Source organism: Bacterioplanes sp. CLAM21 (assembly GCF_059641015.1).
Map to the genome: position 1 here is coordinate 584,301 of NZ_CM184929.1, position 22,690 is coordinate 606,990.

Below are 22,690 nucleotides of genomic sequence, written 5' to 3' on the forward strand. Positions count from 1 at the left end.
TATTACTCAACTATTAACTGGTTCTTGGCCATAACGCCGCGAAGGCAGCGAGGGATGTTGACGTTTTCATCATGCATGGCGTGGTAATGATAAACTCCCCATGGGTAGTGGCGAGTCGGACCAAAGTGGCCATTACATTGATCTAGGTGTTTGGCTTGGCGCTCCGGTAATTCGAGGCTGGCATAGATGGGGAATCCGTCCATGGCGTAGCCTATTAATCCTGTAGACGGAATCTGGTAAATGTTGGTACACTGAACTTCATTTATATTATTATCTCGGAGCTTCTTATTAATGGTCTCTGGGAAAATATGGGAGTGATAAAACCCTTCATTTACGTGTCCACCACAAGGGTCTAATGCCGGTAAGTTGCCTGGCCTTGTGCCTGGGAAACTATCAGTAACGGAAGGAGGAAGACCATTAATCGGCACTCCTATCAGAGATAAACCAACAGTGTTGGCAGCCGTATCCATCGGCGTTGGTTTTTCGGCAAATTTTGGAAATGCCGGGACTATATATGTCAACGTAAGGTCGAAGTCGGGTGGCACTTCGATACAGTAGGCATGATCTGGGTCGCGATCATCTGGTTTGCTGCGGTCAAATATTGCGACTCTAATGTTTCCATCGTCGTCGATGATGTCGTAACCATCATTCTCCATATCTAGAAATAAACTGTAGTCCAGCACCCTTAAACCGGGGTTGGTTACTCCGTCGTAAGGGTATATCCCGCCGACTTCCGTGACACTTCTTGGACAGTAGGGGCCATCTTCTACAGCATTGCTTTTAACTTTTAATTTAAAGCAGCGTGATTCTCTGTCATTTTCAAGGGTACAGGGAACGGTTGAAATCACCTCTAAGAAGTGCTCCTGATTGTAATAGTCTGGGTTGAGAATGAGAAAACCAGGATGGGACTCTGAATTACACTGAACTTGAAAAGATATCGATAATAACAGTGATATAACAGTGCTTTTAAGTGTCGTTGATGGCATGGCTCTACCCTGATTATCACGTCGTTGATATGAACCCACATCGTTCATGCAAGTGTCAGTGGTAGCAATACCAATAATGACAACCAAAGGTATTTACATAGGATTACATTTGTTTGGTGCTTAATGGTGAGCCGGTAAATTATTTATCAGAATTAATGGTGAGCTAGGTTGTTGATGTGGCTGCCGACTGTTTATGGTTGGTATCGTCCTTGATACTCACCCTGCCGGCTAACTGTGTTGGCGATAAATGGCTCCCGGCCATATATGGTTCGTACCGCCCGGCCATTTATTCAATGTTTTGTACTTGTTCTCGTATTTGCTCGATCAGTACTTTTAAATCTACTGCCGCTTGGGTGATGGCTGATGTAAGTGATTTCGACGATAAGGTATTGGCTTCGCGATTAAGCTCTTGCATCATAAAATCAAGGCGGCGACCAATAGGTTCATTGCTGGTAAGAATACGACGCACTTCGGCAATATGAGTATCGAGGCGGTCCAATTCTTCGGCTACATCGGCTTTTTGTGCCAATAATATCATTTCTTGTTCTAGGCGTTCTGGCATAAGTTGATGCTGTAATTCACCTAGCCGTGTTTGCAGTTGCTGTTTTTGCGCCTGTAACGCCAGCGGCATTTGCTCGCGAACCTGCTCTACCAGGGGCTGCATTTTACTTAGCCGTTGCTCGATCATTTGAGTCAGCGCCTCACCTTCGCGGCCGCGGGTGGCCAATAATTGTTCTAACGCTTCATCAAAGGCTGCTAGAGCAGAGGATTGTAGGGCTTTACTGTCAGCATTGTGCTGATCAAGCACGCCTGGCCATTGCATCAGTTCCAGTACGTTCATGGCATTGCCTGGGCCAATGATGGCGTGGATTTGCTCTGCCGCTTGGTTGAGTTGCTCAACCAGTGCCGCATTGACGCGGATTCCGGCTTCACCTGCCAGTGGCTGAAAGCGCAAAGCGCACTCAATTTTGCCGCGGTTTAGGCGCTGCTTTAACCGCTCTCTGAGCTTGGGCTCCAGCTCACGAAAGGCATCGGGTAGACGGAAGTGCGGTTCCAAATAACGACTGTTAACGCTACGTATTTCCCAGGTGAAACGGCCGTCAGTAAGTTCTGAACTACTGCGTGCAAAAGCGGTCATGCTGAAAACGATAGGCTGGCTCACCTGGGAGTCCTCCATGGGTAAAAGGCATTATTGTAAGACCTTAACATGGCGGTCGAAAGCAATGCTGGCAGGGCCTATAATGGCGGCCAATTTAGCTAATCGAAGGAAGCCGTTATGCGTCCCAGTGGCCGACAGCCCGATCAACTGCGCGATGTGCGTATTACTCGCAATTTCACTAAACATGCCGAAGGTTCTGTGTTGGTGGAGTTTGGTGATACCAAGGTGATTTGTACCGCCAGTGTTGAAAATCGGGTGCCACCTTTTATGCGTGGCGAAGGGCGTGGCTGGGTGACGGCGGAATATGGCATGCTGCCACGTTCAACGGGTTCGCGCATGATTCGCGAGGCTGCAAAAGGAAAGCAGCAAGGCCGCACCGTTGAAATTTCACGTTTGATTGGCCGTAGTCTACGTGCAGCACTAGACCTAGAAAAACTCGGTGAAAACACCATTACTTTGGATTGCGATGTGATTCAAGCCGATGGTGGTACTCGTACCGCTGCGATTACTGGAGCTTATGTGGCGTTAGCAGATGCCATCAATGGCTTGCTGGCTGCAGGCAAAATCAAAACCAACCCGATCAAAAGCCCAATCGCGGCGATTTCGGTGGGGATTTACCAAGGCACCCCGGTGCTCGATTTGGACTACGCAGAAGATTCCCAAGCCGATACCGACCTCAACGTCATCATGACCGCCGCTGGCGGCTTTGTAGAAATCCAAGGCACTGCCGAGCAAGAAGCATTCAGTGTAGAAGAATTGAACGCCATGTTGGCGCTAGCGCAGAAAGCCATAGTAGAACTAGCAGCCGCTCAGCAAGCCGCCTTGGATAGCTGATAATCAGCGCCCTTCGGGGCGCTTATTCGTCGTCGAACTCGTATTCGACCATCACCGCGGCATGCTCGCCGAATTGCAAGTTCACATCAATTTTGGCTTCAACCACGTATTGGCGCAGGTTGGGTGTACAGATCTGATAATCTTTTCGCCAGCCAGCCTGGTTACGGCGAGCACTGTCGGCATCCGGCCACCAAGTAAATTGGTTTTCGCCAAAATTAGCTTCGCGAAAGGCATCAACAAAGCCGACAGGCCCTAACATCTGATCAAACCAGGCACGTTCCTGCGGTAAAAAGCCGGGCTGTTGCTGTGCAGATTGCCAATTAGCAAGGTCGACAGTTTTATGCGCGGCTTCAAAGTTACCGCAAAAAATAAACTCTCGCCGCTTACGACGGGTTTTTTGCAGATGCTCAAGAAAGGCTTGCTGAAACGCCAGTTTGTCTTCCAGGCTATTGTGCTCATCGACGTTAGGAAACAATACTGAACCAACGCTAACGTGCTCAAAGTCGGCTTGAATATATCGCCCTTGCAAATCGCATTGAGAAAACGCCAACCCTGTCATAATGGCTTTGGGCATTTCTCGCGTCAAAATAGCGACGCCTGAATAATTCTCAGCTTCGGCATCAAAGAAGTAGGCATTGTAACCGTCCGGGTAAAGTACATCGTCCGACAGCTGATACTCTTTGGCTTTTAGATTTTGCAGCGCAATGACATCGGCATCGGCACTCTGCAACCAGGTATAAAGCCCCTTATCGACCGCTTGCTGCAGGCCATCGACGTGTAAACTGACAATCCTCATACATGGTTCCCGGTTGGTGAAGTGTGTATGATACCGCATCCTGAGCATCGGTAAATCCGGGAAATCTGTGAAACCGTCGATGCCCTCTCTGGTCAGTAGTCTATATCATTGCGCCCCGTCGAGTGGATGGCGGTTTGGTCTGAGCGGGCCAGTATGGACATCGCGGCAGTGCCATCAGTGTGCTTTCCTTGCAGAGTTCCCGGCGTCCGACTATCGCCTGGCAGCAAAGGTTTCCTCATGCAAAGTTATCAACAAGAGTTTATTGAATTCGCTATTCAACAAGGCGTTTTGCGCTTTGGAGAATTTACCCTCAAATCTGGCCGTGTTAGCCCATACTTCTTTAATGCAGGTTTGTTCAATAGTGGCGTGGCGCTGGCGAAATTGGGTCGTTTTTATGCAGCAGCATTGGAAGATGCGGGCATTGAATACGATGTACTGTTTGGCCCGGCTTACAAAGGCATTCCTCTGGCAACCACCGTTGCTGTTGCCTTATATGACCAGTATGGCAAAGACGTTCCTTATGTCTTCAATCGCAAAGAAGCCAAGGCTCATGGCGAGGGTGGCACCTTAGTCGGTGCTGAGTTGACTGGTCGAGTGCTGATCGTTGACGATGTGATTACCGCAGGGACTGCGATTCGCGAGGTCATGGCTATGATTGAAGCAGAGCCGCATGCACAAGCTGCTGCCGCTTTGATTGCCTTGGATCGTCAGGAAAAAGGACAGGGAGAGTTATCGGCGATTCAGGAAGTCGAACGCGATTTTGGTATGCAGGTGATTAGCATCGTTGGCCTGAATCAGGTACTGGAATACGTTGCCCAACAGCCAGAATTACAACAGTATGAAGAAGCGATTCGTCGCTATCGGGAACAATACGGAGTGTAGATTCATCATGAGATTGCTTGCTCGCTCGCTGGCACTGCTGTCGCTAGTGGCCATGCCGGTTGAAGCCTCAAAGCTGTATCGCTTTCAGGTTGATGGCCGTACCGTGGTCAAGGACCATGTGCCGTCAGAGTACAAGCATCTCGGTTATGAAATACTCAATGCTCAGGGCATGGTGATTCAACGTGTTGATCGTGCCCTGACACCTGCCGAAATTAAAGCCAGAGAAGAAGCCGAGGCTCGAAAAGAGGCACGTTTACAGGCTATTTCTGAACGGCGTGCAAAGGATATGGAGCTGTTGCGTCTGTACTCCAAGCCGAAAGATGTCGAGCGCGCCCGTCAACGCAGGGTAGACGAGCTGGAAGCTTATGTGCAATTGCAGCGTCGCCGCATTAACGGTTTTGAAGAGAAACTCACTGAAGCCCAGACTCGTGCCGCCAATGTTGAGCGCGTTGGGCAGGAAGTGCCTGCAGATATGCGATTAGAAATCGTGCAACTACAGAACCGTATTAGCGAAATTCAGCAGACCATTGATACTCGTCGCCGGGAGATGGCGGAAAGCACTCGCGATTACGCGGCACAATATGAGCGTATGCGAGTGCTGCAGGTTTATCGTCCAGGTACGCTGGACGACGAGGTCGACTATGATCGAGTCGACCAGGCTTTAGGTGATCTTTAGCTCTGACGCAGGCGCAACAGATTAGGCTGCAAAAGTCGCCACTGTTCATCCCAGTAAGTGGTGGGTAAGACCTCAAACTCAGTACGCACATATTGTCGAATGCGACCTTCTAATACCGCGGTCAACAAGTTTGCTGCGGCACTGACGGTCTCTACGGCTACTCGACCTTCGCGCATTTCGGCTTCGCGCAATATTTGCCGCAATTGCATTTCAATGCGTTCAAAAAACTGCTGAATACGGGTGCGCAAACGATCGGTTTCACCCGCTAGCGCATCTCCTGACAATAGCCGGCACATGCCCGGGTTTTTTTCTGCAAATGTCAGGATCAGGGTTAAGGTGTTTTCACAACGCTCATCGGCGCCGTCAAAATCCTGCAGGATGCGATTGATGCGAGAGAACACCGTCTCTTCGATAAAAGCGATCAAACCTTCGAACATTTTGGCTTTGCTGGGGAAGTGGCGATACAGCGCTGCTTCCGATACGCCCACCGCTTTGGCCAGGCTGGCGGTGGTGATGCGGGCTCCAGGGTTGGTTTCCAGCATATGCACCAGGGCTTGCAGTATCTGATCACGACGGGACATTTTTTCTCGTTGGGTCATTGTGTCGTTCTCACTGCAAGTCGTTGCTGATCAGGGTGCCGACACCTTCGTCGGTGAACAGCTCCAGCATGGTGGAATGAGCAACTCGGCCATCGATGATATGTGAACTGGTAACGCCAGCATGTACTGCGTCCAAAGCACAACGAATTTTCGGCAACATGCCACCATAAATGGTGCCATCGGCAATCAAGTCATCAACCTGGTCGGTGGATAAACCGGTCAACAAATTGCCTTCCTTATCCAGCAAGCCAGCAATATTGGTCAACAAAATCAGTTTTTCTGCCCGCAATACTTCGGCAACTTTGCCCGCAACCAGATCAGCATTGATGTTATAGGAATGCCCTTGTTCATCGACGCCTATGGGGGCAATGACAGGGATAAAATCACTGCTGGTGAGCATATCCAGTACTTGAGTATTAATGCGAGCGACTTCGCCAACATGACCAATGTCGATAATTTCGGGCTGTTGCATGTCTGGTGTGTTTTGTTTCACCTGCAGTTTGCGCGCATGCAGCAATTGGCCATCTTTACCGGTTAAGCCAACGGCTTTACCACCATTTTGATTGATCAGGTTGACGATGTCCTTGTTCACTAGGCCACCCAATACCATTTCGACTACGTCCATGGTTTCGCTGGTGGTAACGCGCATGCCGTTGACAAACTTGCTTTCAATATTGAGTTTGGCCAGCAGCTCGCCGATTTGTGGACCGCCACCGTGCACTACGATCGGGTTAATGCCGACCAGTTTGAGCATCACCATATCGCGGGCAAAGGAGTTCTTTAGATCGTCGTCGATCATGGCATTACCGCCATATTTCACCACGATGGTTTTACCGACAAAGCGTTGCAGATAGGGTAAAGCCTGGCTCAAAACCATGGCGGTGGTCATCGCGCGCTTACGCGTCAGGGGCATGCGTCACTCCTTCATTGGCGGCTGCGCAAAGCAGCATCATGCTCAGGGCTAGTCATCGCCAGCCACTTAGTGGCGGCGATTATAGCCTGAAGCGCAGCTGTCTAAAATGGCAGCTGCAAATCCGGAGCTGAGTGTTTAAGAGCTTGTTTGATTCGGTTTTGGATACGATCGATGGCTTGTTGATCATTACCGGCAAATCTGAGGGTGAGTGCCGGTGTGGTATTTGACGCGCGAATGAGCCCCCAGCCATCGGGAAACTCCAATCGTAAGCCATCAACGGTGTGGACGCGCGCGCCGTGGGTCAGTTCTTCGTCTTCTTGCAGATCTTGCAACAGTTCGAATTTATCTTCGTCTTTGGTTTTGATGGTCAGCTCAGGTGTACTGAGGTCTTCTGGTATGCGGGAAAAAACCATAGCGACAGGGACGTTCTGTTGCGACAGAATTTCGATCAATCGAGCGGCCGCATATAAGCCATCATCGAAGCCATACCAACGCTCCTGAATGTACAAGTGGCCACTAAACTCACCGCCGACGATGGCTTTACGATCAGCCATGCGCTTTTTCATCAACGAATGGCCAGTTTTCCACATGTCTGGACGACCACCGGAGCCGATAATAATGCCTGGCAAATGGCGCGAAGACTTCACATCGAAGGTCACATCTTTGCCAGGGTTGCGTGGCAAAATATCCCGAGCCAATAACATTAATAAGCGATCTGGCCAAATGATCTTGCCCTGGTTGTCGACCAACACGATACGATCGCCATCACCATCTAAAGCGATGCCCAAATCGGCTTTGTGATCCTGTACCGCCAGTTGGATGGCGGTGAGATTTGATGGCACGGTGGGATCTGGGTGGTGATTAGGGAAACGCCCATCAACATCACAGAACAGTGATACGCATTGCACGCCCAGGCGCTGCATCAGTTGCTCTGCCAGTGGTCCTGCAATGCCATTGCCAGCATCAACGACGACCTTCATCTGGCGGTTCACACTGATGTCATCTTCGATGCGCTGCAAGTAGCTATCGTTGATGTCCCGTGATTCTCGCACCCCACGAGTTTCGGCGACAGGCAGGTCTTTGCGTACGATGCGGTGGTAAAGTCCCTGGATTTCCTGTTGCGCTAATGGCAAACGATCAACAACGATCTTAAGGCCATTGTACTGTGCAGGGTTATGGCTACCGGTAATCATCACGCCACAGCGTGCTTCGGTTTCAAACGTAGAATAATACAGCAGCCCGGTTGGTTGGGCGCCCAAGACGACAACGTTGCAGCCGCCATCCAACACTCCAAGCTCAAAGCTCTCAGCCAAAGGAGGGCTGGTTAAACGCCCATCCCAGGCTAGGCACAGTTTGTCAAAGCCGCGCTGTTTCATATCAACGGCTAATGAACGGCCAATCCAATACACGATTTCTTCATTAAACTCTTGTCCAACCACGCCGCGAATATCGTAGGCACGGAAGATGTTTTTCGGCATTGCTGGTGGTCTGGTCTTAGGTGCCGGTGGCTCTTTGCGACGGCGCTTGGGCTTGGCCGCTGTCTCTTCCTTGATGCCGGTCTGAGCAGAAGGCGATTCAAAAGGATCGTCATCGTCTTCAATGGTGACTTGAGGTAGGTGGCCTGCGTAGTTGCCGCTGGGAGCCTCACTAGAGGCTTTTGCTGTACGCTTGGGCTGTTCCAGAGACACATTCATGCGCTCGCGCTCTGGCGCAGTCTCGTTGTCGGCACTGGTAGGGCTGACTGTGTTTGCATTAGCATTGCTGCCAAAACACAATTGACGCATGTGCTGAGCCAAGTCAAAGAACAGCGCTAAGGTGTATTGTGGAGGGTGATCTTGCCCTTTACGCACCATTTGACGGACATGTGTTAGCAAAGCTAACTGATTGTTTTTGAGCTCTCTCTTCTGCAAATAAAGCACGACTGCCAGCAAAGCTAAAGTAGCTATGATGACTGCAATCCAAGGTGTAATGAGAGGCATCAAGGCTAATTGAGGTCGGTCCTTGGCTGGGAGAAAGGTTAAGTACCAATAATCGTTAATGGTCTCCGTCACGACATGACCCGTACCGTCGGTGTCACCGGCGCGCAGCAGTTCAAGTCCCTGGCTGCTTTGTGGGTCCAACATCTGCGTTACGATAACTTGGCCGACTGTGGTGTTGGCAGCGGCTTTAAACCTGTCTAACCATTCGGGGCCATATTGAGCCAGCATGACGCCACGGGTGTTACCTGAGGCGTCATTGATGGGAGATGCCCAATAGAAATGCAGTTTGTTTTTACGCATAACGGCTTCAACCCGCATCGTCGAGCCGCGTAGGGTGCGCGTTACCAGTTCTTGCACAGCAAAGCCCAAGTCATCCTGCAATCCTTGGGCGTTATTTTTGGGCAGCAACAATAAGCGTTGCGCACCCGGCATAAACTGTTTCAGAGTTGCTCGCCAGCTCTCATCTCCAGTTCGCAGGGCTCGGATCGTAAGCGGATGGTTACTGGCTGTGATTTGCAGCACCCGGGTATCTTCCAGGCGTGATTTCAATGATTGTGCCAGCTGTGCTGCTACGGCTTTGGAATAGGCTTGATCCACATCGGCTTGGGCTATCAGGTTAATCTGTAAGCCCTGAGCTGCCATGCCAATAACGAGTATTAACATGGCCAGCCAGGAGCTGATGCGGGTGTAAAAAAGTAGGGTACGCGAGGGTGCCTTAGCGTTGCCGCTCATGCCTGGGTTCCTTCCGATCAATTCAGAGTTAGCCGCGAGCGGCTTAACACGTTCGGGAAACATTCGGCCGATCACAGATTCAGATTCGGCCCTCCAACCCTACTAGAGTAGTCGCGGATTTGCAGGCTGAGAGACTCAGTATCGGCAGGATGTTTGCAGGGCACCAGTGTAGCGGCTGTCAGGTACGACCGGAATGGCCAAACCCCCCACTACCTCGCTCTGTTGCTGTGAACTCCTGCACAATTTCAAACTTTGCCTGTACCACAGGTACCAAAACCAGCTGCGCCATACGCTCGCCGATATCAATGGTGAAGGCCGTATCGCCACGATTCCAGCAGCTCACCATCAGTTCACCCTGATAATCGGAGTCGATGAGCCCCACCAGGTTACCCAGCACGATGCCGTGCTTATGTCCCAAGCCAGAGCGTGGCAGGATCATGGCTGCCAGGCCCGGGTCTTCGATGTAAATACTGAGGCCGGTCGGGATCAGTTGGGTTTCACCTGGCTGCAGGGTTAAAGCGCTGTCGAGGCAAGCGCGTAAGTCAAGGCCCGCAGAGCCCGTGGTGGCGTATTCTGGCATGGCGATGGTTTCGCCGATACGAGGGTCAAGAATGCGAACCTGCAGGGGAAAAGCGTTATCAGTCATCAGTCTGCCTGTGATTGTGTTGCTGTTAATCGCTCAGCGATTGTGTGAATGAGTTGGCGCGCTAGGCGCTGCTTACTGGTTTGGGCAAAAGACTGCTCGCCGTGATTCCAGTACAGAGTGACGGCGTTATCGTCACTGTTAAAACCAATGCCTGGTTGGGATACGTCGTTAGCGACAATCATATCGAGCTTTTTGCGTTCCAGCTTTGCTTGAGCGTGTTCACCCAGGTGCTGCGTCTCGGCGGCAAATCCAACGACAAAAGGGCGTGGCGCAATCGTTGCGACAGTGGCGACAATGTCGGGATTTTTGCTCAATGTCAGTGTCATTTGCTCGCCAGACTTTTTAATTTTCTGCTCGGCAACATCGGCCGGTCGGTAATCAGCGACCGCTGCTGCGGCGACAAAAATATCGCAGTGTTCGGCGGCTTGTTGGGCAGCAGCCAGCATATCTGCTGCGCTGGTGACATCGATGCGGCGGCAGCGGTCCGGTGTGGCCAAGTGCACTGGGCCGGCAATCAAGGTGACCTGGGCGCCAGCTTCGGCGGCGGCGGCGGCGAGTGCAAAGCCCATTTTGCCTGAGCTGTGATTACTGATATAGCGCACTGGGTCGATGGCTTCGCGGGTTGGACCGGCTGTTATCACCACGTGCTTGCCGCTTAAGGCGCCGGTTTCGAATTGCTGTGCCAATAAGTCGGCAATAACCGACGGTTCCAGCATGCGTCCTGGACCAACGTCGCCACAGGCTTGTTGGCCGTTATCCGGCCCCAACAACCGTAAACGTTGCTGATAAACCGACTGCAAATGTTGAAGGTTGTGCTGGGTCGTCGGGTTTAGCCACATGGCCTGATTCATCGCTGGAGCCAGCGTCAACGGTGCTTCGCTGGCCAAACAGATGGTGGTCAGCAAATCGTCACCTTGGCCTTGTGCCAAGCGCGCGATGAAGTTAGCTGATGCGGGAGCAATAACGATGACATCGCCCCACTTGGCCAGTTCAATATGGCCCATGCCAGCTTCTGCGGCTGGATCCAGCAAGGTGTGATGGACGGGGTTACCAGACAAGGCCTGTAACGTCAGCGGTGTGATGAACTCTTTGGCACCGTCAGTCATGACGACACGGACATCGGCGCCTGCTTTTTTGAGCATGCGCACCAGTTCCGCCGATTTATAGGCAGCGATACCGCCACTGATGCCGAGTACGATGCGCTTATTACTCAATTGTTGCATGGATTGCGACCACTGACTAAATTGGAGCGGCAGTATATCGCAGCGGCGCTGGCCGCAACACAGTAGGGCTCGTGTTGGCTAACACAGGGAGTGTGTATGGCGATTCGTGATTGGCCTGAGTCGGAACGGCCGAGAGAAAAGCTGCTGGCACAGGGAGCTCATACGTTGTCTGACGCAGAGTTGTTGGCGATATTCTTACGCACTGGGGTTGCCGGTAAAAGTGCCGTTGAACTCGCTCGAGAGCTGCTGCTTGAGTACGGTGGTTTACGCGCCTTGTTGGCGGCCAATCGCAAACGGTTTTGTCGTTCCGCTGGCTTAGGCGTTGCTAAGTTCGTGCAGTTGCAGGCAACCCTTGAGATCAGCCGTCGTCACTGGGCCGAGCAGCTGCAGCGTAGCGATGCACTCACAAGCCCGGAGCTGACCGAGCGCTACCTGCAATCCTGTCTGCGTGATAGGCAGTACGAAGTTTTTGCACTATTGCTGCTCGATAATCAGCACCGAGTGATCAAGTTTGTAGAGTTGTTTCGCGGCACACTCGATAGCGCTGCGGTCTATCCAAGGGAAGTCGTGCGATTGGTTTTGGACCATCAGGCGGCGGCGGTCATATTGGCCCATAACCATCCGTCGGGTGTCGCTGAGCCAAGCGCATCGGATCGCGCTATTACTGAGCGTTTGCAGCAAGCATTGAACCTAGTGGATGTGCGGGTGCTGGACCATTTGGTGATTGGAGATGGTGAATCTGTGTCTTTTCGTCAGCGCGGCTGGATAGCCTAGAGCCAGTACCATGACTGAATCGAGCCTATCAGGAGCTGTCCTGCCATTCGTACAAAAAACAACCTTTCCCTTGCGGGCATCGATTGCTTTTGGTATAAAGCGCAACTCTTTTCAGCCAGGGCACCTGACGCTGTCGTTTTCGACGGTTTAGCCCACGGTTGGTAACGAATTTTTCACATTGTTCGATACAGATAAAATCGGGGCGAAGATCCATGTCTAAGGTTTGTCAGGTTACAGGTAAAGGCCCTGTAACAGGGAATAACGTTTCCCACTCTAACATCAAAACCAAGCGCCGTTTTCTGCCAAACCTGCAATACCATCGTTTTTGGGTAGAAAGCGAAAAGCGTTTCGTACGTCTGCGCGTTACTACCAAGGGTATGCGCATCATCGATAAGAAAGGTATCGATGCTGTTCTGGCTGAAATCCGCGCACGCGGCGAGAAAGTTTAAGGAGACTCGTTATGCCACGCGATAAGATTCGTCTGGTTTCAAGTGCCGGTACCGGTCACTTTTACACCACAGACAAAAACAAGCGCACTATGCCTGAGAAAATGGAGATCAAAAAATTTGATCCTGTTGTTCGCAAGCACGTGATGTACAAAGAAGCGAAAATCAAATAAGTTTCTTTGGCTTGAAAAGAACCCGGCTCTGCCGGGTTTTTTTATGTCCGACGATTATGCAGGAGAGACAGGATGCCTGAATTACCCGAGGTCGAAACCACCAAACGGGGAATTGAACCCTGGCTGCAGGGAGCCACTATTGAACAGGTTGTAGTGCGGCAACCGCAGTTGCGCTGGCGCGTTCCCGATGATGTGCAGCGATTGCTTGGCCAAACGGTGACGGGCTTGCAGCGTCGCGCTAAATACATACTGGTACAAACCGAGGTCGGCACAGCCGTCTGGCACTTGGGTATGTCAGGATCTTTGCGGCTGGTGAAGCCTGAAGAGCCTGCTCGTTTGCACGATCATATCGATTGGCATCTCAGCAACGGCAAAATACTTCGTTACCACGACCCCCGCCGTTTCGGTGCCCTGCTATGGTTAGAAGCAGGTCAGTCATGGGCCCAGAGTGAGCTATTATCGCATTTAGGTCCTGAGCCGCTGAGTGAAGAGTTTGATGGTGATTACTTGTTCCAGCGCTCTCGTGGTAAGAAGCAAGCAGTAAAGACCTTTGTGATGGATGGCAAGGTCGTGGTGGGTGTGGGCAACATTTACGCTAATGAAGCGCTATTCTTAGCAGGAATTCGCCCAACTACAGCGGCTGGCCGAATCAGTCGACAACGCTATGAGCGCCTTGCTGAACAAATAAAGCAGGTATTGGCGGCTGCAATTGAACAAGGTGGCACCACGCTTAAAGACTTTGTTGGCGGTGATGGTCAACCCGGCTATTTTGCACAAAAGCTGCATGTATACGGACGTGGCGGTAAACCTTGCCGGCAATGCAGCCTGCAGTTAAAAGAAATTAGGCTGGGACAACGCAGTACAGTGTACTGTGGACATTGCCAGCATTGACGTGCTTCACACTGGCGCGCATGCGTCGTGACGACCTGAGCGGTGACTGCTATAGTCGCTGCTATTCTGCTTACTTGAGAGGATTAGCAATGCAAGTGACAGCGGCCTTACGGAAATCAACACTGGCAGCAGCATTGGCGCTGACAGCACTGAGTACTCCAGTGTCAGCGAATCAAATTGAAGAAACTCCTAGCGCTGGTGCCATCGTGGCTGATGCTGCCATTGCTCGTCCTTTGTACATTATTTTGTCTCAGGCTGGAGCGCTGGTGTACGGAGCAACGTTGCCTCTTACTCTTCTGACTGGCTCAGCAGATGAAGTGGCTGAGGCGATCGTAGTAACCCCTCTGCAGCAGGGCTTTTTGCGTTGTCTGGGATGTCGAAAGATAAACACTGAAGTATCGAGAATGGAAGAAGGGGATGGCAAAATCATTCGCCATTTCGTCCAAGTGAATCTCGGCTACAGCCTGTTTTCAGACGATAGTCTGGAGGATGATGAAACCGCTGGTGCAATCGGTGGTGGAGTTGCTATCGGTACGAACTTTCGTTTAAGCGATACCAGTCGGTTTGATGTATTGCTGGGGGTTCGTCATTTGGGAGCGCCCGAGTTTGATGACGCGGGCTATGAAGATAAAATTCTGTCGTATCAAATTACCAGCCGTTTCGGTCGTGAAATATTTAATGGTGTTGATATCGTCGGCAAACTAGGTATGCATCGATGGCAAGCAAGCTGGAAAGATGTAGATCATACCGCGGCTGACATTGCGGCAGGCCGGCCAAAGGATGGTAGCCCTAACGGCATTGGTCTCCTTTATGGCTTAGGGTTGGATTTCCGTCTAAGTGATAGTGTACGTACAGGGGTAGAATACACGCGTCACACACTGGAAAAGAGTGCCTACGAAGTATCCATTGATAGCATAGATTTTACAGCATCGATGATGTTCTAAGCAGTTGTTATCGAAACAAAAAAAGGTGGCTTTTAGCCACCTTTTTTTGTGCCTGGGAAAGCTAACCAAATCATCAATGCCGGTTAAGTTGTCGTAGCGGCACTACCTTGGCTTCTCCTACGCCTCTAGGATCCGATGCCGCACTCACTTTACTGTTGTGAACATCCCAAACAATGGCCTGCATATTGCCGTACTGGCGACCAACTGAGCGCACGTCATGGCCTAAGTTTCGCAGTGCCGCTTGCTCTGCTCGGGTAAAGGTCGTTGGTTCCATTTGGATGCGGTCAGGCAAGTACTGATGATGGAAACGCGGCTGGCTGACCCAATCGTGCACAGGCTGTCCTTGAATGTGCCCTAAGGTACCTAACAGCACCTGGGTGATAATTCGGCTGCCACCCGGTGCGCCTAATATGGCGATCTGATCGCAGCTTTCGATCATGGTGGGCGTCATGCTCGATAACGGTCGTTTGCCACCTTCAATGGCATTGGCCTCAGCGCCGACCAGGCCGTAGCTGTTGGGTACACCAGGGGCTAGAGAAAAATCATCCATTTCGTTGTTGAGCACCACACCAGCCACGGTAAAAGCAGAACCAAACGGCAAGTTAATGCTAAGGGTGGCCGAGACGCGGTTGCCGTATTTATCCAGTACCGATAAATGGGTGGTGTGGCGACCTTCGTACAGATTGGCCGGGCCTTGCATTTCTAAGCTAACGGACGCTTTATTGGCATCAATGCTGGCGGCATAGTTCGCTGCATGCTGCTCAGATAACAGCTTGTCGATAGGGACTTGATAAAAATCCGGGTCGCCCAAGAACTCAGCACGATCACGATAAGCGCGGCGCATCACTTCGGCGAGCAAGTGGGTCTGTGCAACTTTGCCGAGCTGACGCCAGTCAGTGCCTGTTTGCTGTCGGTAAGCGTCTAGCATGGCCAGCATTTGTGCCAGGGCGATGCCACCGGACGACGGTGGCGGCGCGCTGATAATGGTGTGCTCCCCGTATTCAAAGACGATGGGCTCACGCTCTACCACTTGATAATTGGCCAGATCTTCCAGTGTCCAGTCGCCGCCATTGGCTTGCACAGTATCGACCAATGTTGTTGCCAGTTCTCCCTGGTAAAAACCGGCTTTGCCTTTTTGCGCTAATCGTTCCAGCGTATCTGCCAGCTCTGTTTGAACAATTCGATGGCCTACCTTGGGGATCTGGTTGTCGTGCAGAAATATGGCAGCTGTTGTGGGGTAGCGTTGCATGTAGTGCAGGCGAAAGTTGGCCAGCTTTTGGTAACGTTGATCGACGGCAAAGCCGCTGCGCGCTTGCTCAATGGCTGGCGCTAACACCTGTGGCAGAGACAACAATCCGTAGCGCTGTGATAAATAAGCAAAAGCGGCGGGTTGTCCCGGTATGCCGGCAGCTGAAGGTCCATTGATGGAACGGTCGCGGTCAGGCTTGCCGTCTTTCAGGTAATAATCCCGATGAGCCGCCTTAGGCGCTGTCTCGCGGGCATCAATAAAGCGGTATTTGTCTTCACCAGCGTTATAAATCAGCCAAAAACCACCACCGCCAATACCAGCGGCGTAGGGTTCGACAACGCCCAGTGACGCGGCCACAGCAATGGCGGCATCGACGGCATTGCCACCGGCGGCCAGCACATCGAGCCCGGCCTGGGTAGCCATGGGATGAGCGCTGGCAATAGCCACTGAGCCGGGAGTAGCGCCCGGTGTGGTGCGAATTTCTTCTGGGGTGCTGCTACAGGCTGCTAGCAGCCAAAGGCTAACGAATAAGGTAAGAATGCTGCGTGCTTGTTTCATTATTATTAGTCTCCGCGAGTGTTCTGGGTCAGAAGTTCGCATGCTTTCAGCGCGCCATTCAAGTTTTCTGGCAAGGCGTGTCTCGCAGACAATGGTGGTTCCATTGGCAAGAGACAGAACGAAGCAAGAGGGCTTGAAGGACGAGCCCCAAGGGAGCGAATGGAAAGCTCAATTACAGCGTTGCTGTTGTTGAAAAGATGCCGATACTTCCCGCGAACAGCGCTGTGTACCAGCGCTTTCCATTCGCTCTGAAAATACGCGAATGTCTGATTCAGGACACTAGACAATGCTAGGAATCAGCGAGCATACAGGGCGAGCGCCGTGGCTGTCATGTTGCCGGCGGTTATTGGGCGTCGATTTGGCGCAAATAGCAGGGGACTAGGCAGAGAGGGGGAAGGTGAAACTCAGGCCAGCAGCGTGACTGGCCTGGCGCCTAAGTCATTTAGGCGATTTTTTTGCCGGTCAGGCGCTCGTATTTGGCTTCCAGCTCTTCTTGCGTTTCCTGATTGTTGTCATCGTGCGGAATGCAGTCGACCGGACACACCAGCTGGCACTGGGGCTCATCATAGTGACCAACACATTCCGTGCATTTGGCTGGATCTATTTGGTAGATTTCTTCGCCCGCAGAAATGGCTTCATTGGGGCACTCGGGTTCGCACACATCACAGTTGATGCATTCATCGGTGATAATCAACGCCATGACATACCTCCGTCATATCATCCGCAAGCGGATGGGCACACAGGTTAACTGACGCGTTTTTGCAGGGCTTTGGCAACGCTCGGGTGAACGAAGTTGCTGACGTCGCCGTTTAAAGACGCGATCTCTCTCACCAGCGTGGATGAAATATAAGAGTACTTCTCTGCCGGAGTCAGGAACATGCTCTCAACATTCGGCGCCAACACACGGTTCATGTTGGCGAGCTGGAATTCGTATTCAAAGTCAGATACCGCACGCAGGCCGCGCAAAATGATATTGGCGTTGCGTTCACGCACGAAGTCGGCCAGCAAGTTATCAAAGCCGGTGACCTCAACATTGTGCAAGTGGCTTAATACGTCGCGGGCCAAATCGACCCGGGTATCTAAGTCCAGCATGGGCTGTTTTTTAGGGTTGGCTGCGACCGCAATAATGATGTGGTCAAACAGACGCGCGGCACGTTCCACCAGATCGGTATGTCCATTGGTGATGGGATCAAAGGTGCCTGGGTAAACGACCGTATTCATAATAAGCCCTTGTGCTGGTTGCTATCATCACGGTGGGACGGCCAGTGCTCTGGCCTGTCCCGGGCGCATAGTAAACAAAAAGGACAAACCCTGCCAAACCTAATCGGCTGGGCTTGCTATGAATCAAGCCTGCTCAATAAAGTCTGTGCCGACAAAACGGCGCTGGGCATTGCCACGTGTCAGCTGCAGATGCTGCTGCCAGCGTTGCTGTTGCTGCTGGCGTAGCTCTTCATTTGCCTGCTGTTTTAGTTTATGCAGCAGCAAGCAGCGCGCTAATTTTTTGTTGGCGTGCTGACTGCGTTCGCTCTCGACCCGCACCTGTATACCGGTAAGTTTATGTCTGGCTTGAACGGCCGAATCCGTGGTATTCACATGCTGGCCACCGGCGCCAGAAGCGCGACAGCTACGATATTCAATATCATCGTCAACGAGCCCTGGCTCGGTTTCTGTTGAACTCAGCTCGAAGCTTTCGCCACTAAAGAACCAGTTTTTACGTTTATGTTTGGGCCGGTAAGGGCTGGCACAGACCCACAACATAGGTCCTTGCCAGTGCTGGCTTAAAGCACTGGCATTGTCGCCCGTTAACTGCAGCAACACAGATTTAAAGCAGCCCGCGCGGCGGCCAGATTGCTGCTCCAACAGTTTGCAGCCAAGCTGCTGTTGCTGGGCTTCATATTGCAGTTGCTTTAACGCTAAGCCGACAGCGCGCTCACATTCTTCCGGACCGCGGCCAGCGGATAACTGTAATAACCACATCAGCAGCGCCCTCCTTGGGTTTTAAAGGTCAGCACTGGCTTGAGCTTGGCAATCAAGCGAATCAGTCCGGCTTGCTGCATATCGTCGATAACTTGCCGGCTGTCTTTATAGGCTTGCGGTGCTTCTTCGTACAGCAGGGTTTTATCCTCACAGATCACCAGGCTGCCCAAGCGGGTGCGACGCAAATCGGCTTGGCTGTACTTATGGCTTAAACGACCTTTGCAATCGGAGCGCTTCCATTTCCGCCCTGCACCGTGTGCCAAAGACCACAGCGTGGTGCTGGCATGGCTGGCGTCTGCAATGGGTTCAACCAGCCAGGAATAATCGCCACGAGAGCCTGGAATCACGACTAAGCCCTGATCCGACGGCGTCGCACCTTTGCGGTGCAGCCAGCCTGGCTGAGAGTCAGTAACCTGGCTAACCAGGTTGTGATTAACATCGAGCAGCGGCCGGCCTTCGGTTTTTATCGCCTGCAAAAAGCGCCGTGCGATCAGCTCTCGATTAAGCTCTGCCCAGCGCAAGGCGTCGTCATGTTGCTGCAGGTACGCCTGTTGTTCAGCGCTGCCATCGCTCAGGCCGGCGTGGCCAAACTGCTGTACATGCTGTTGCAAGATTTGTTGCCCTAAACCGCGCGAACCGGAATGCACCAGCAGTTGTAAGCGCTGTTTATCTAGGCCGCAGGCGTCAAAGCGAGCGCAATCAAAGATCTCATCCACTTGCTGAAACTCGGCAAAATGGTTGCCACCACCTATGGTGCCGAGGGCGGAATCAAACCCCTGCTGCTGGATGTAGCGCTGTTGCTTTTCATCATGAATAGCTTGTTTCCAGCTGGCATCGAGCGGGCTTTCAACCCTGGTTAACGCCTGTGCCCAGCTGTCGGGTTTGGCTTTGCGGGCTTTGACATCGCTTTGCCACAATGTCATGCCACAGCCAATATCGCTGCCCACCAACGCGGGGTACAGTAGGCCCTGGCTTAAGCAGGCTGCGCCGATGGGGTAGCCCTTGCCTGGATGCAGATCCGGCATGCCTGCCACCCGAAACATGCCGGGTAATCCCGCTGTGTTGTGTAATTGTTGAATGGCTTGGCCTTCGATCCAGCTATTTTTAGACGCCAGCAGGCAAACCTGTTCAGAAAGAAATTGTATGGACGTGCCCATAGCTCCAATTCTCTTTTAAATGGATAACAAAAAGTTGAATTGGCAGGCCGCAGATATTCTGAGCCCAGAGCAGCTATTGCGTATGAATTAGCTGAGGGCGAGGCCTGCATCAGAACGAATAAACAACATGGGTCATACTCCTGTGCAGTGTGTGAATGGATAAAGAGCGCGCATCATAATCAGCCGCGTTCTCCATCACAAGGCCTTTACATGGGCTTTAAACAATGTCGCCAGGGTTCGTGATTGTCAGTGCCGAAAGTGGCCAGTTTGAAGAGGTATTCAGGGTACACTGAGACTCTTACTTAGATGGGCAGATGTTATGACAGGGCTGCAACATACCTCACTTTCACTAGAGCAGTGTCGTTCTGCACGGTTAAGTCGCGATGCACGCTTTGATGGCCAGTTTTTTGTGGCGGTGAAAACGACGGGTATTTTTTGCCGGCCGATTTGTCCAGCTCGGTTACCCAAAGAAGATAATGTTGAATATTTTGCCAGTCGTGCCCAGGCCATGGATCAGGGCTATCGACCTTGTTTGCGCTGCCGACCCGACAGTGCACCGCAATCATGGGCCTGGAAGGGAATCGAAACGACCTTTATTCGTGCCAGAACCATTCTTGAACAAACGCTAGCGCAGCCGCAACCAATGACCGATGTGGCCGCCAGGCTGGGAATTTCTGAACGTTATCTACGACAGCTGTTTAGCCAATATCTGGGGATATCGCCAAAACAGTATCAGTTGTATCAACAATTACTGTTTGCTAAGCAGTTGCTGCATGACAGCGATATGAAGGTGGCTGATATCGCCTTTGCTGCTGGGTTTAATAGCCTGAGACGTTTTAATGACGCTTTTCAAAATCATTTTCGTATGCCACCTACGGCGGTACGCCGCGAACTAAGCAACAAACTGGCCGAGCAGTCGATACGACTGCCTTTTCGTGGCCAGCTGAATTGGACGCACTGTTTGCAGTTTTATCGGCTGCGCGCAGCTGATGGCGTTGAATACATTGATGACAACAGCTATAGCCGCTTTGCGTTAATCGACAATGAGCCTGTGTGGTTTAAAGTCGAAATGAATGCTGGCCAGAGTTTGGTAATGCATTATCGACTCAACAACCCAGCGTTATTGTATCGACTGCTACAATCGGTCCGAAAAATGTTTGACCTAGATGCCAATACGGATGTGATAGAGCAGCATCTGACAGGAATAAATCACCAGATGGTGAAGCACAAAGGCCTTAGAATACCGGGTGTATGGAGCCCTTGGGAGGCTGGTATCCGCGCCATTTTAGGGCAGCAAATATCGGTTACTGCTGCCATCACCCTATTAAATCAATGGCTAAAACTCGTTCGTGGTGATAATAGCGGTGCTTTTCCAACACCGGAGCAGGCGGTTAATGTTGATCTTTCTAACCTGAAAATACCTGCGGCGCGCAAGCAGACACTGCAAGCCTTTGCTCATTACTGTGCAAGCCATGAGCATCTGGATGAGCAACAGTTACTGTCGTTAAAAGGAGTCGGCCCCTGGACGGTGAATTATATAAAACTGCGCGGATGGCAGTTGCCCGACTGTTTTTTAACGGATGACTTAGTGGTTAAAAAACGCTTAGAAAAACTTGGCTCTTTAGCCCTGGGTGACGTATCACCTTGGGGCAGTTATGCCACCTTGCACCTTTGGAGTCATTAAATGCATTATTATTGTACGTTTCCATCAGCATTAGGAGAGGTTGTAGTTCAGGCCGATGACAGGGGTATTACCGGAGTATGGTTTGAACAGCACACCACCAAACCTTCTGATTTAGGCAGTTTGGAGCCTGAGCATGGTCTGTTACAGCAAGCACGTGAACAGTTGCAACAATATTTTGTCGGCCAACGGCAAACATTCGAACTGCCTTTAAATCCCGTGGGTACAGAGTTTCAGCAGCGTGTATGGAAGGCATTGCAAAAAATCCCATACGGAACACATTGCAGTTATCAGGATATTGCTGCGTCACTGGGTATGCCTAGTGCGAGTCGCGCAGTAGGCACCGCCAACGGCAAAAACCCCATCTCTATTCTGGTGCCATGCCATCGAGTCATTGGGGCTTCTGGCAAGCTCACCGGCTATGCCGGTGGCGTTGAGCGCAAACGTTGGTTGCTGCAGCTGGAAGCAACATCATCATGAGACTTATTGTTGTGCTGGCTGTTGTTTCCCACTCTGCTGCTGTCGTTGCTTTTTAAAGCGCTTATAAACAAAGAACGAAAAGCATTGCAACATGCGCAGCAAGGTAAATTTGACACAAAACCCTAAATAATGACCTTGTTTAAATTCAGGGTTGTACTGGAAGAAAAAAGCTTCTTCTTTGTTGCGTGGCTCAATGTCGAAGGAATCAACGGCTGCTACATCCTCGGTAATAAAAAACGGAGAATCCGTTTCTGTGACTGCTTCCACTTTCCAGTGATCGATCACCTTTTTCAATATGATGGCTTCGTCGCACAGTGGATCTTGATAGTCAGGAGAAGGGTATAGTTTCTGAGCAAACTTAGCAGAGGCCGCATACAGGTTTGGACTGGTGATGAATCCAACGCCGTAGGTGCTGTAACGGAAGTCAAACAAGTACTTAAGGCACAATGACAAATAGGTCGGGAAAACGATATTACCACCATGCTGTCCAGGCAAAATTCCGACGGCCCCCTGGATGGCACGTATCGGTTTTCCCTTGAAAGTAATATAAATAATCTTAACAAAACAATAAGCAATAGCGGTTCCATCGCGACTGATTAAGCAGGCAATGTTGTCGTCGTCGGCACTGTCCTTAAATACTTTGTCGATCTGTTCACCACGGATATCTGAGTGGTTGAAAATCTTTTCATCCAGAGCAATGATTTGATCGACCAGTTGATTATATTCATCAGTCTTAGCGGATGAGCGCTGTAACGTCTTTTTCTTGATAGCCTTCATGTTGGACCCATTACTTCTAACGATTCTTATTATTGTGGGAAGTCGAAGCCACCCAATGTCGTTAGAATTGTGTAGAGCTGTTAGCAACAGTTCAATCGTAGTACTGACAAATCAATTGAATTCTACGCGGATAGGACTAGCAAAAAATAAAGTTAGCT

The 22,690-nt window shown here is 51.3% G+C and carries 24 protein-coding genes; 10 read left to right on the forward strand and 14 right to left on the reverse strand.

Features of this window, described 5'->3' with window-relative positions:
* Window positions 1-2 precede the first annotated feature (2 nt).
* Together AC55FS_RS02795 and AC55FS_RS02800 are read right to left on the reverse strand one after the other, a co-directional pair.
* Complete coding sequence (locus tag AC55FS_RS02795) at window positions 3-1,034, reverse strand: YHYH protein (protein WP_496934547.1); 1,032 nt, start codon at window positions 1,032-1,034, stop codon at window positions 3-5.
* Window positions 1,035-1,272: 238 nt separating this feature from the next.
* The gene (locus tag AC55FS_RS02800; protein ID WP_496934548.1) at window positions 1,273-2,148 is read right to left on the reverse strand and encodes a YicC/YloC family endoribonuclease; all 876 of its coding nucleotides are present in this window, start codon (window positions 2,146-2,148) and stop codon (window positions 1,273-1,275) included.
* 114 nt (window positions 2,149-2,262) lie between these two features.
* Here AC55FS_RS02800 and rph point away from each other — a divergent pair, with 114 nt between their 5' ends.
* Complete coding sequence (rph, locus tag AC55FS_RS02805; protein ID WP_496934549.1) at window positions 2,263-2,979, forward strand: ribonuclease PH; 717 nt, start codon at window positions 2,263-2,265, stop codon at window positions 2,977-2,979.
* A gap of 22 nt (window positions 2,980-3,001) precedes the next feature.
* Here rph and AC55FS_RS02810 read toward each other — a convergent pair whose 3' ends face one another.
* Complete coding sequence (locus AC55FS_RS02810) at window positions 3,002-3,775, reverse strand: exodeoxyribonuclease III (protein ID WP_496934550.1); 774 nt, start codon at window positions 3,773-3,775, stop codon at window positions 3,002-3,004.
* Between the two features lie 237 nt (window positions 3,776-4,012).
* Here AC55FS_RS02810 and pyrE point away from each other — a divergent pair, with 237 nt between their 5' ends.
* Window positions 4,013-4,657 (forward strand): orotate phosphoribosyltransferase, encoded by a 645-nt coding sequence (gene pyrE, locus AC55FS_RS02815; protein ID WP_496934551.1) that lies wholly within the window; start codon window positions 4,013-4,015, stop codon window positions 4,655-4,657.
* A 7-nt stretch (window positions 4,658-4,664) separates the two neighbouring features.
* Complete coding sequence (locus tag AC55FS_RS02820) at window positions 4,665-5,333, forward strand: hypothetical protein (RefSeq protein ID WP_496934552.1); 669 nt, start codon at window positions 4,665-4,667, stop codon at window positions 5,331-5,333.
* Here the strand turns inward: AC55FS_RS02820 and slmA are convergent.
* The 5 genes from slmA to coaBC all read right to left on the reverse strand — a co-directional run bounded on the left by slmA (window position 5,330) and on the right by coaBC (window position 11,425).
* Window positions 5,330-5,932 (reverse strand): nucleoid occlusion factor SlmA, encoded by a 603-nt coding sequence (gene slmA, locus AC55FS_RS02825; RefSeq protein ID WP_496934553.1) that lies wholly within the window; start codon window positions 5,930-5,932, stop codon window positions 5,330-5,332. The two genes, AC55FS_RS02820 and slmA, sit on opposite strands and share 4 nt — an antisense overlap.
* Before the next feature lie 10 nt (window positions 5,933-5,942).
* Window positions 5,943-6,845, reverse strand: coding sequence for an acetylglutamate kinase (gene argB / locus AC55FS_RS02830; RefSeq protein WP_496934554.1), 903 nt, complete (start codon window positions 6,843-6,845; stop codon window positions 5,943-5,945).
* 101 nt (window positions 6,846-6,946) lie between these two features.
* On the reverse strand, window positions 6,947-9,556 hold the full coding sequence (locus tag AC55FS_RS02835; RefSeq protein ID WP_496934555.1) for a phosphomannomutase/phosphoglucomutase: 2,610 nt from the start codon (window positions 9,554-9,556) through the stop codon (window positions 6,947-6,949).
* Between the two features lie 178 nt (window positions 9,557-9,734).
* A complete protein-coding gene (gene dut / locus AC55FS_RS02840) occupies window positions 9,735-10,136 on the reverse strand; it encodes a dUTP diphosphatase (RefSeq protein ID WP_496935934.1) in 402 nt (133 codons plus the stop codon).
* Window positions 10,137-10,201: 65 nt separating this feature from the next.
* Window positions 10,202-11,425 (reverse strand): bifunctional phosphopantothenoylcysteine decarboxylase/phosphopantothenate--cysteine ligase CoaBC, encoded by a 1,224-nt coding sequence (gene coaBC, locus AC55FS_RS02845; protein ID WP_496934556.1) that lies wholly within the window; start codon window positions 11,423-11,425, stop codon window positions 10,202-10,204.
* Window positions 11,426-11,521: 96 nt separating this feature from the next.
* Between coaBC and radC the strand changes: the two genes are divergently transcribed.
* The 5 genes from radC to AC55FS_RS02870 all read left to right on the forward strand — a co-directional run bounded on the left by radC (window position 11,522) and on the right by AC55FS_RS02870 (window position 14,653).
* Complete coding sequence (gene radC, locus AC55FS_RS02850; protein WP_496934557.1) at window positions 11,522-12,199, forward strand: RadC family protein; 678 nt, start codon at window positions 11,522-11,524, stop codon at window positions 12,197-12,199.
* 212 nt (window positions 12,200-12,411) lie between these two features.
* Window positions 12,412-12,648 carry a 50S ribosomal protein L28 gene (gene rpmB / locus AC55FS_RS02855; protein ID WP_496934558.1) on the forward strand — a complete coding sequence of 79 codons (237 nt, stop codon included), beginning with the start codon at window positions 12,412-12,414 and terminating at the stop codon, window positions 12,646-12,648.
* Window positions 12,649-12,659: 11 nt separating this feature from the next.
* Window positions 12,660-12,818: a 50S ribosomal protein L33 gene (rpmG, locus tag AC55FS_RS02860; protein WP_036533854.1), complete on the forward strand. Its 159-nt coding sequence runs from the start codon at window positions 12,660-12,662 to the stop codon at window positions 12,816-12,818.
* A gap of 72 nt (window positions 12,819-12,890) precedes the next feature.
* Window positions 12,891-13,709: a bifunctional DNA-formamidopyrimidine glycosylase/DNA-(apurinic or apyrimidinic site) lyase gene (mutM, locus tag AC55FS_RS02865; protein ID WP_496934559.1), complete on the forward strand. Its 819-nt coding sequence runs from the start codon at window positions 12,891-12,893 to the stop codon at window positions 13,707-13,709.
* 89 nt (window positions 13,710-13,798) lie between these two features.
* The gene (locus tag AC55FS_RS02870; protein ID WP_496934560.1) at window positions 13,799-14,653 is read left to right on the forward strand and encodes an outer membrane beta-barrel protein; all 855 of its coding nucleotides are present in this window, start codon (window positions 13,799-13,801) and stop codon (window positions 14,651-14,653) included.
* Window positions 14,654-14,726: 73 nt separating this feature from the next.
* On the opposite strand, the gene ggt is transcribed toward AC55FS_RS02870, so the two are convergent.
* The 5 genes from ggt to AC55FS_RS02895 all read right to left on the reverse strand — a co-directional run bounded on the left by ggt (window position 14,727) and on the right by AC55FS_RS02895 (window position 19,594).
* On the reverse strand, window positions 14,727-16,460 hold the full coding sequence (gene ggt / locus AC55FS_RS02875; protein ID WP_496934561.1) for a gamma-glutamyltransferase: 1,734 nt from the start codon (window positions 16,458-16,460) through the stop codon (window positions 14,727-14,729).
* 442 nt (window positions 16,461-16,902) lie between these two features.
* The gene (locus AC55FS_RS02880; RefSeq protein ID WP_496934562.1) at window positions 16,903-17,160 is read right to left on the reverse strand and encodes a YfhL family 4Fe-4S dicluster ferredoxin; all 258 of its coding nucleotides are present in this window, start codon (window positions 17,158-17,160) and stop codon (window positions 16,903-16,905) included.
* A gap of 44 nt (window positions 17,161-17,204) precedes the next feature.
* Window positions 17,205-17,681 carry a pantetheine-phosphate adenylyltransferase gene (gene coaD / locus AC55FS_RS02885; RefSeq protein WP_496934563.1) on the reverse strand — a complete coding sequence of 159 codons (477 nt, stop codon included), beginning with the start codon at window positions 17,679-17,681 and terminating at the stop codon, window positions 17,205-17,207.
* A 123-nt stretch (window positions 17,682-17,804) separates the two neighbouring features.
* Window positions 17,805-18,437 (reverse strand): peptide chain release factor H, encoded by a 633-nt coding sequence (gene prfH, locus AC55FS_RS02890; protein WP_496934564.1) that lies wholly within the window; start codon window positions 18,435-18,437, stop codon window positions 17,805-17,807.
* Window positions 18,437-19,594 (reverse strand): RNA ligase RtcB family protein, encoded by a 1,158-nt coding sequence (locus AC55FS_RS02895; protein ID WP_496934565.1) that lies wholly within the window; start codon window positions 19,592-19,594, stop codon window positions 18,437-18,439. Before AC55FS_RS02895 ends, prfH begins: the two co-directional genes overlap by 1 nt.
* A gap of 319 nt (window positions 19,595-19,913) precedes the next feature.
* On the opposite strand from AC55FS_RS02895, the gene AC55FS_RS02900 reads away from it, so the two are divergent.
* Window positions 19,914-21,278, forward strand: coding sequence for a DNA-3-methyladenine glycosylase 2 family protein (locus tag AC55FS_RS02900; RefSeq protein ID WP_496934566.1), 1,365 nt, complete (start codon window positions 19,914-19,916; stop codon window positions 21,276-21,278).
* Complete coding sequence (locus tag AC55FS_RS02905; RefSeq protein ID WP_496934567.1) at window positions 21,279-21,755, forward strand: methylated-DNA--[protein]-cysteine S-methyltransferase; 477 nt, start codon at window positions 21,279-21,281, stop codon at window positions 21,753-21,755.
* Between the two features lie 3 nt (window positions 21,756-21,758).
* Here AC55FS_RS02905 and AC55FS_RS02910 read toward each other — a convergent pair whose 3' ends face one another.
* The gene (locus AC55FS_RS02910) at window positions 21,759-22,532 is read right to left on the reverse strand and encodes a hypothetical protein (protein ID WP_496934568.1); all 774 of its coding nucleotides are present in this window, start codon (window positions 22,530-22,532) and stop codon (window positions 21,759-21,761) included.
* Between the last annotated feature and the right edge of the window lie 158 nt (window positions 22,533-22,690).

Bases quoted from the DNA above. Each gene is read 5' to 3' on its own strand.
- AC55FS_RS02900 (WP_496934566.1), top strand. From the start codon at position 19,914: ATGACAGGGCTGCAACATACCTCACTTTCACTAGAGCAGTGTCGTTCT.
- AC55FS_RS02910 (WP_496934568.1), bottom strand. From the start codon at position 22,532: ATGAAGGCTATCAAGAAAAAGACGTTACAGCGCTCATCCGCTAAGACT.
- argB (WP_496934554.1), bottom strand. From the start codon at position 6,845: ATGCCCCTGACGCGTAAGCGCGCGATGACCACCGCCATGGTTTTGAGC.
- AC55FS_RS02835 (WP_496934555.1), bottom strand. From the start codon at position 9,556: ATGAGCGGCAACGCTAAGGCACCCTCGCGTACCCTACTTTTTTACACC.
- dut (WP_496935934.1), bottom strand. From the start codon at position 10,136: ATGCCAGAATACGCCACCACGGGCTCTGCGGGCCTTGACTTACGCGCT.
- ggt (WP_496934561.1), bottom strand. From the start codon at position 16,460: ATGAAACAAGCACGCAGCATTCTTACCTTATTCGTTAGCCTTTGGCTG.
- pyrE (WP_496934551.1), top strand. From the start codon at position 4,013: ATGCAAAGTTATCAACAAGAGTTTATTGAATTCGCTATTCAACAAGGC.
- rpmG (WP_036533854.1), top strand. From the start codon at position 12,660: ATGCCACGCGATAAGATTCGTCTGGTTTCAAGTGCCGGTACCGGTCAC.
- AC55FS_RS02795 (WP_496934547.1), bottom strand. From the start codon at position 1,034: ATGAACGATGTGGGTTCATATCAACGACGTGATAATCAGGGTAGAGCC.
- rpmB (WP_496934558.1), top strand. From the start codon at position 12,412: ATGTCTAAGGTTTGTCAGGTTACAGGTAAAGGCCCTGTAACAGGGAAT.
- slmA (WP_496934553.1), bottom strand. From the start codon at position 5,932: ATGACCCAACGAGAAAAAATGTCCCGTCGTGATCAGATACTGCAAGCC.
- AC55FS_RS02810 (WP_496934550.1), bottom strand. From the start codon at position 3,775: ATGAGGATTGTCAGTTTACACGTCGATGGCCTGCAGCAAGCGGTCGAT.
- AC55FS_RS02905 (WP_496934567.1), top strand. From the start codon at position 21,279: ATGCATTATTATTGTACGTTTCCATCAGCATTAGGAGAGGTTGTAGTT.
- coaD (WP_496934563.1), bottom strand. From the start codon at position 17,681: ATGAATACGGTCGTTTACCCAGGCACCTTTGATCCCATCACCAATGGA.
- rph (WP_496934549.1), top strand. From the start codon at position 2,263: ATGCGTCCCAGTGGCCGACAGCCCGATCAACTGCGCGATGTGCGTATT.
- AC55FS_RS02880 (WP_496934562.1), bottom strand. From the start codon at position 17,160: ATGGCGTTGATTATCACCGATGAATGCATCAACTGTGATGTGTGCGAA.
- prfH (WP_496934564.1), bottom strand. From the start codon at position 18,437: ATGTGGTTATTACAGTTATCCGCTGGCCGCGGTCCGGAAGAATGTGAG.
- mutM (WP_496934559.1), top strand. From the start codon at position 12,891: ATGCCTGAATTACCCGAGGTCGAAACCACCAAACGGGGAATTGAACCC.
- AC55FS_RS02870 (WP_496934560.1), top strand. From the start codon at position 13,799: ATGCAAGTGACAGCGGCCTTACGGAAATCAACACTGGCAGCAGCATTG.
- AC55FS_RS02895 (WP_496934565.1), bottom strand. From the start codon at position 19,594: ATGGGCACGTCCATACAATTTCTTTCTGAACAGGTTTGCCTGCTGGCG.
- coaBC (WP_496934556.1), bottom strand. From the start codon at position 11,425: ATGCAACAATTGAGTAATAAGCGCATCGTACTCGGCATCAGTGGCGGT.
- AC55FS_RS02820 (WP_496934552.1), top strand. From the start codon at position 4,665: ATGAGATTGCTTGCTCGCTCGCTGGCACTGCTGTCGCTAGTGGCCATG.
- radC (WP_496934557.1), top strand. From the start codon at position 11,522: ATGGCGATTCGTGATTGGCCTGAGTCGGAACGGCCGAGAGAAAAGCTG.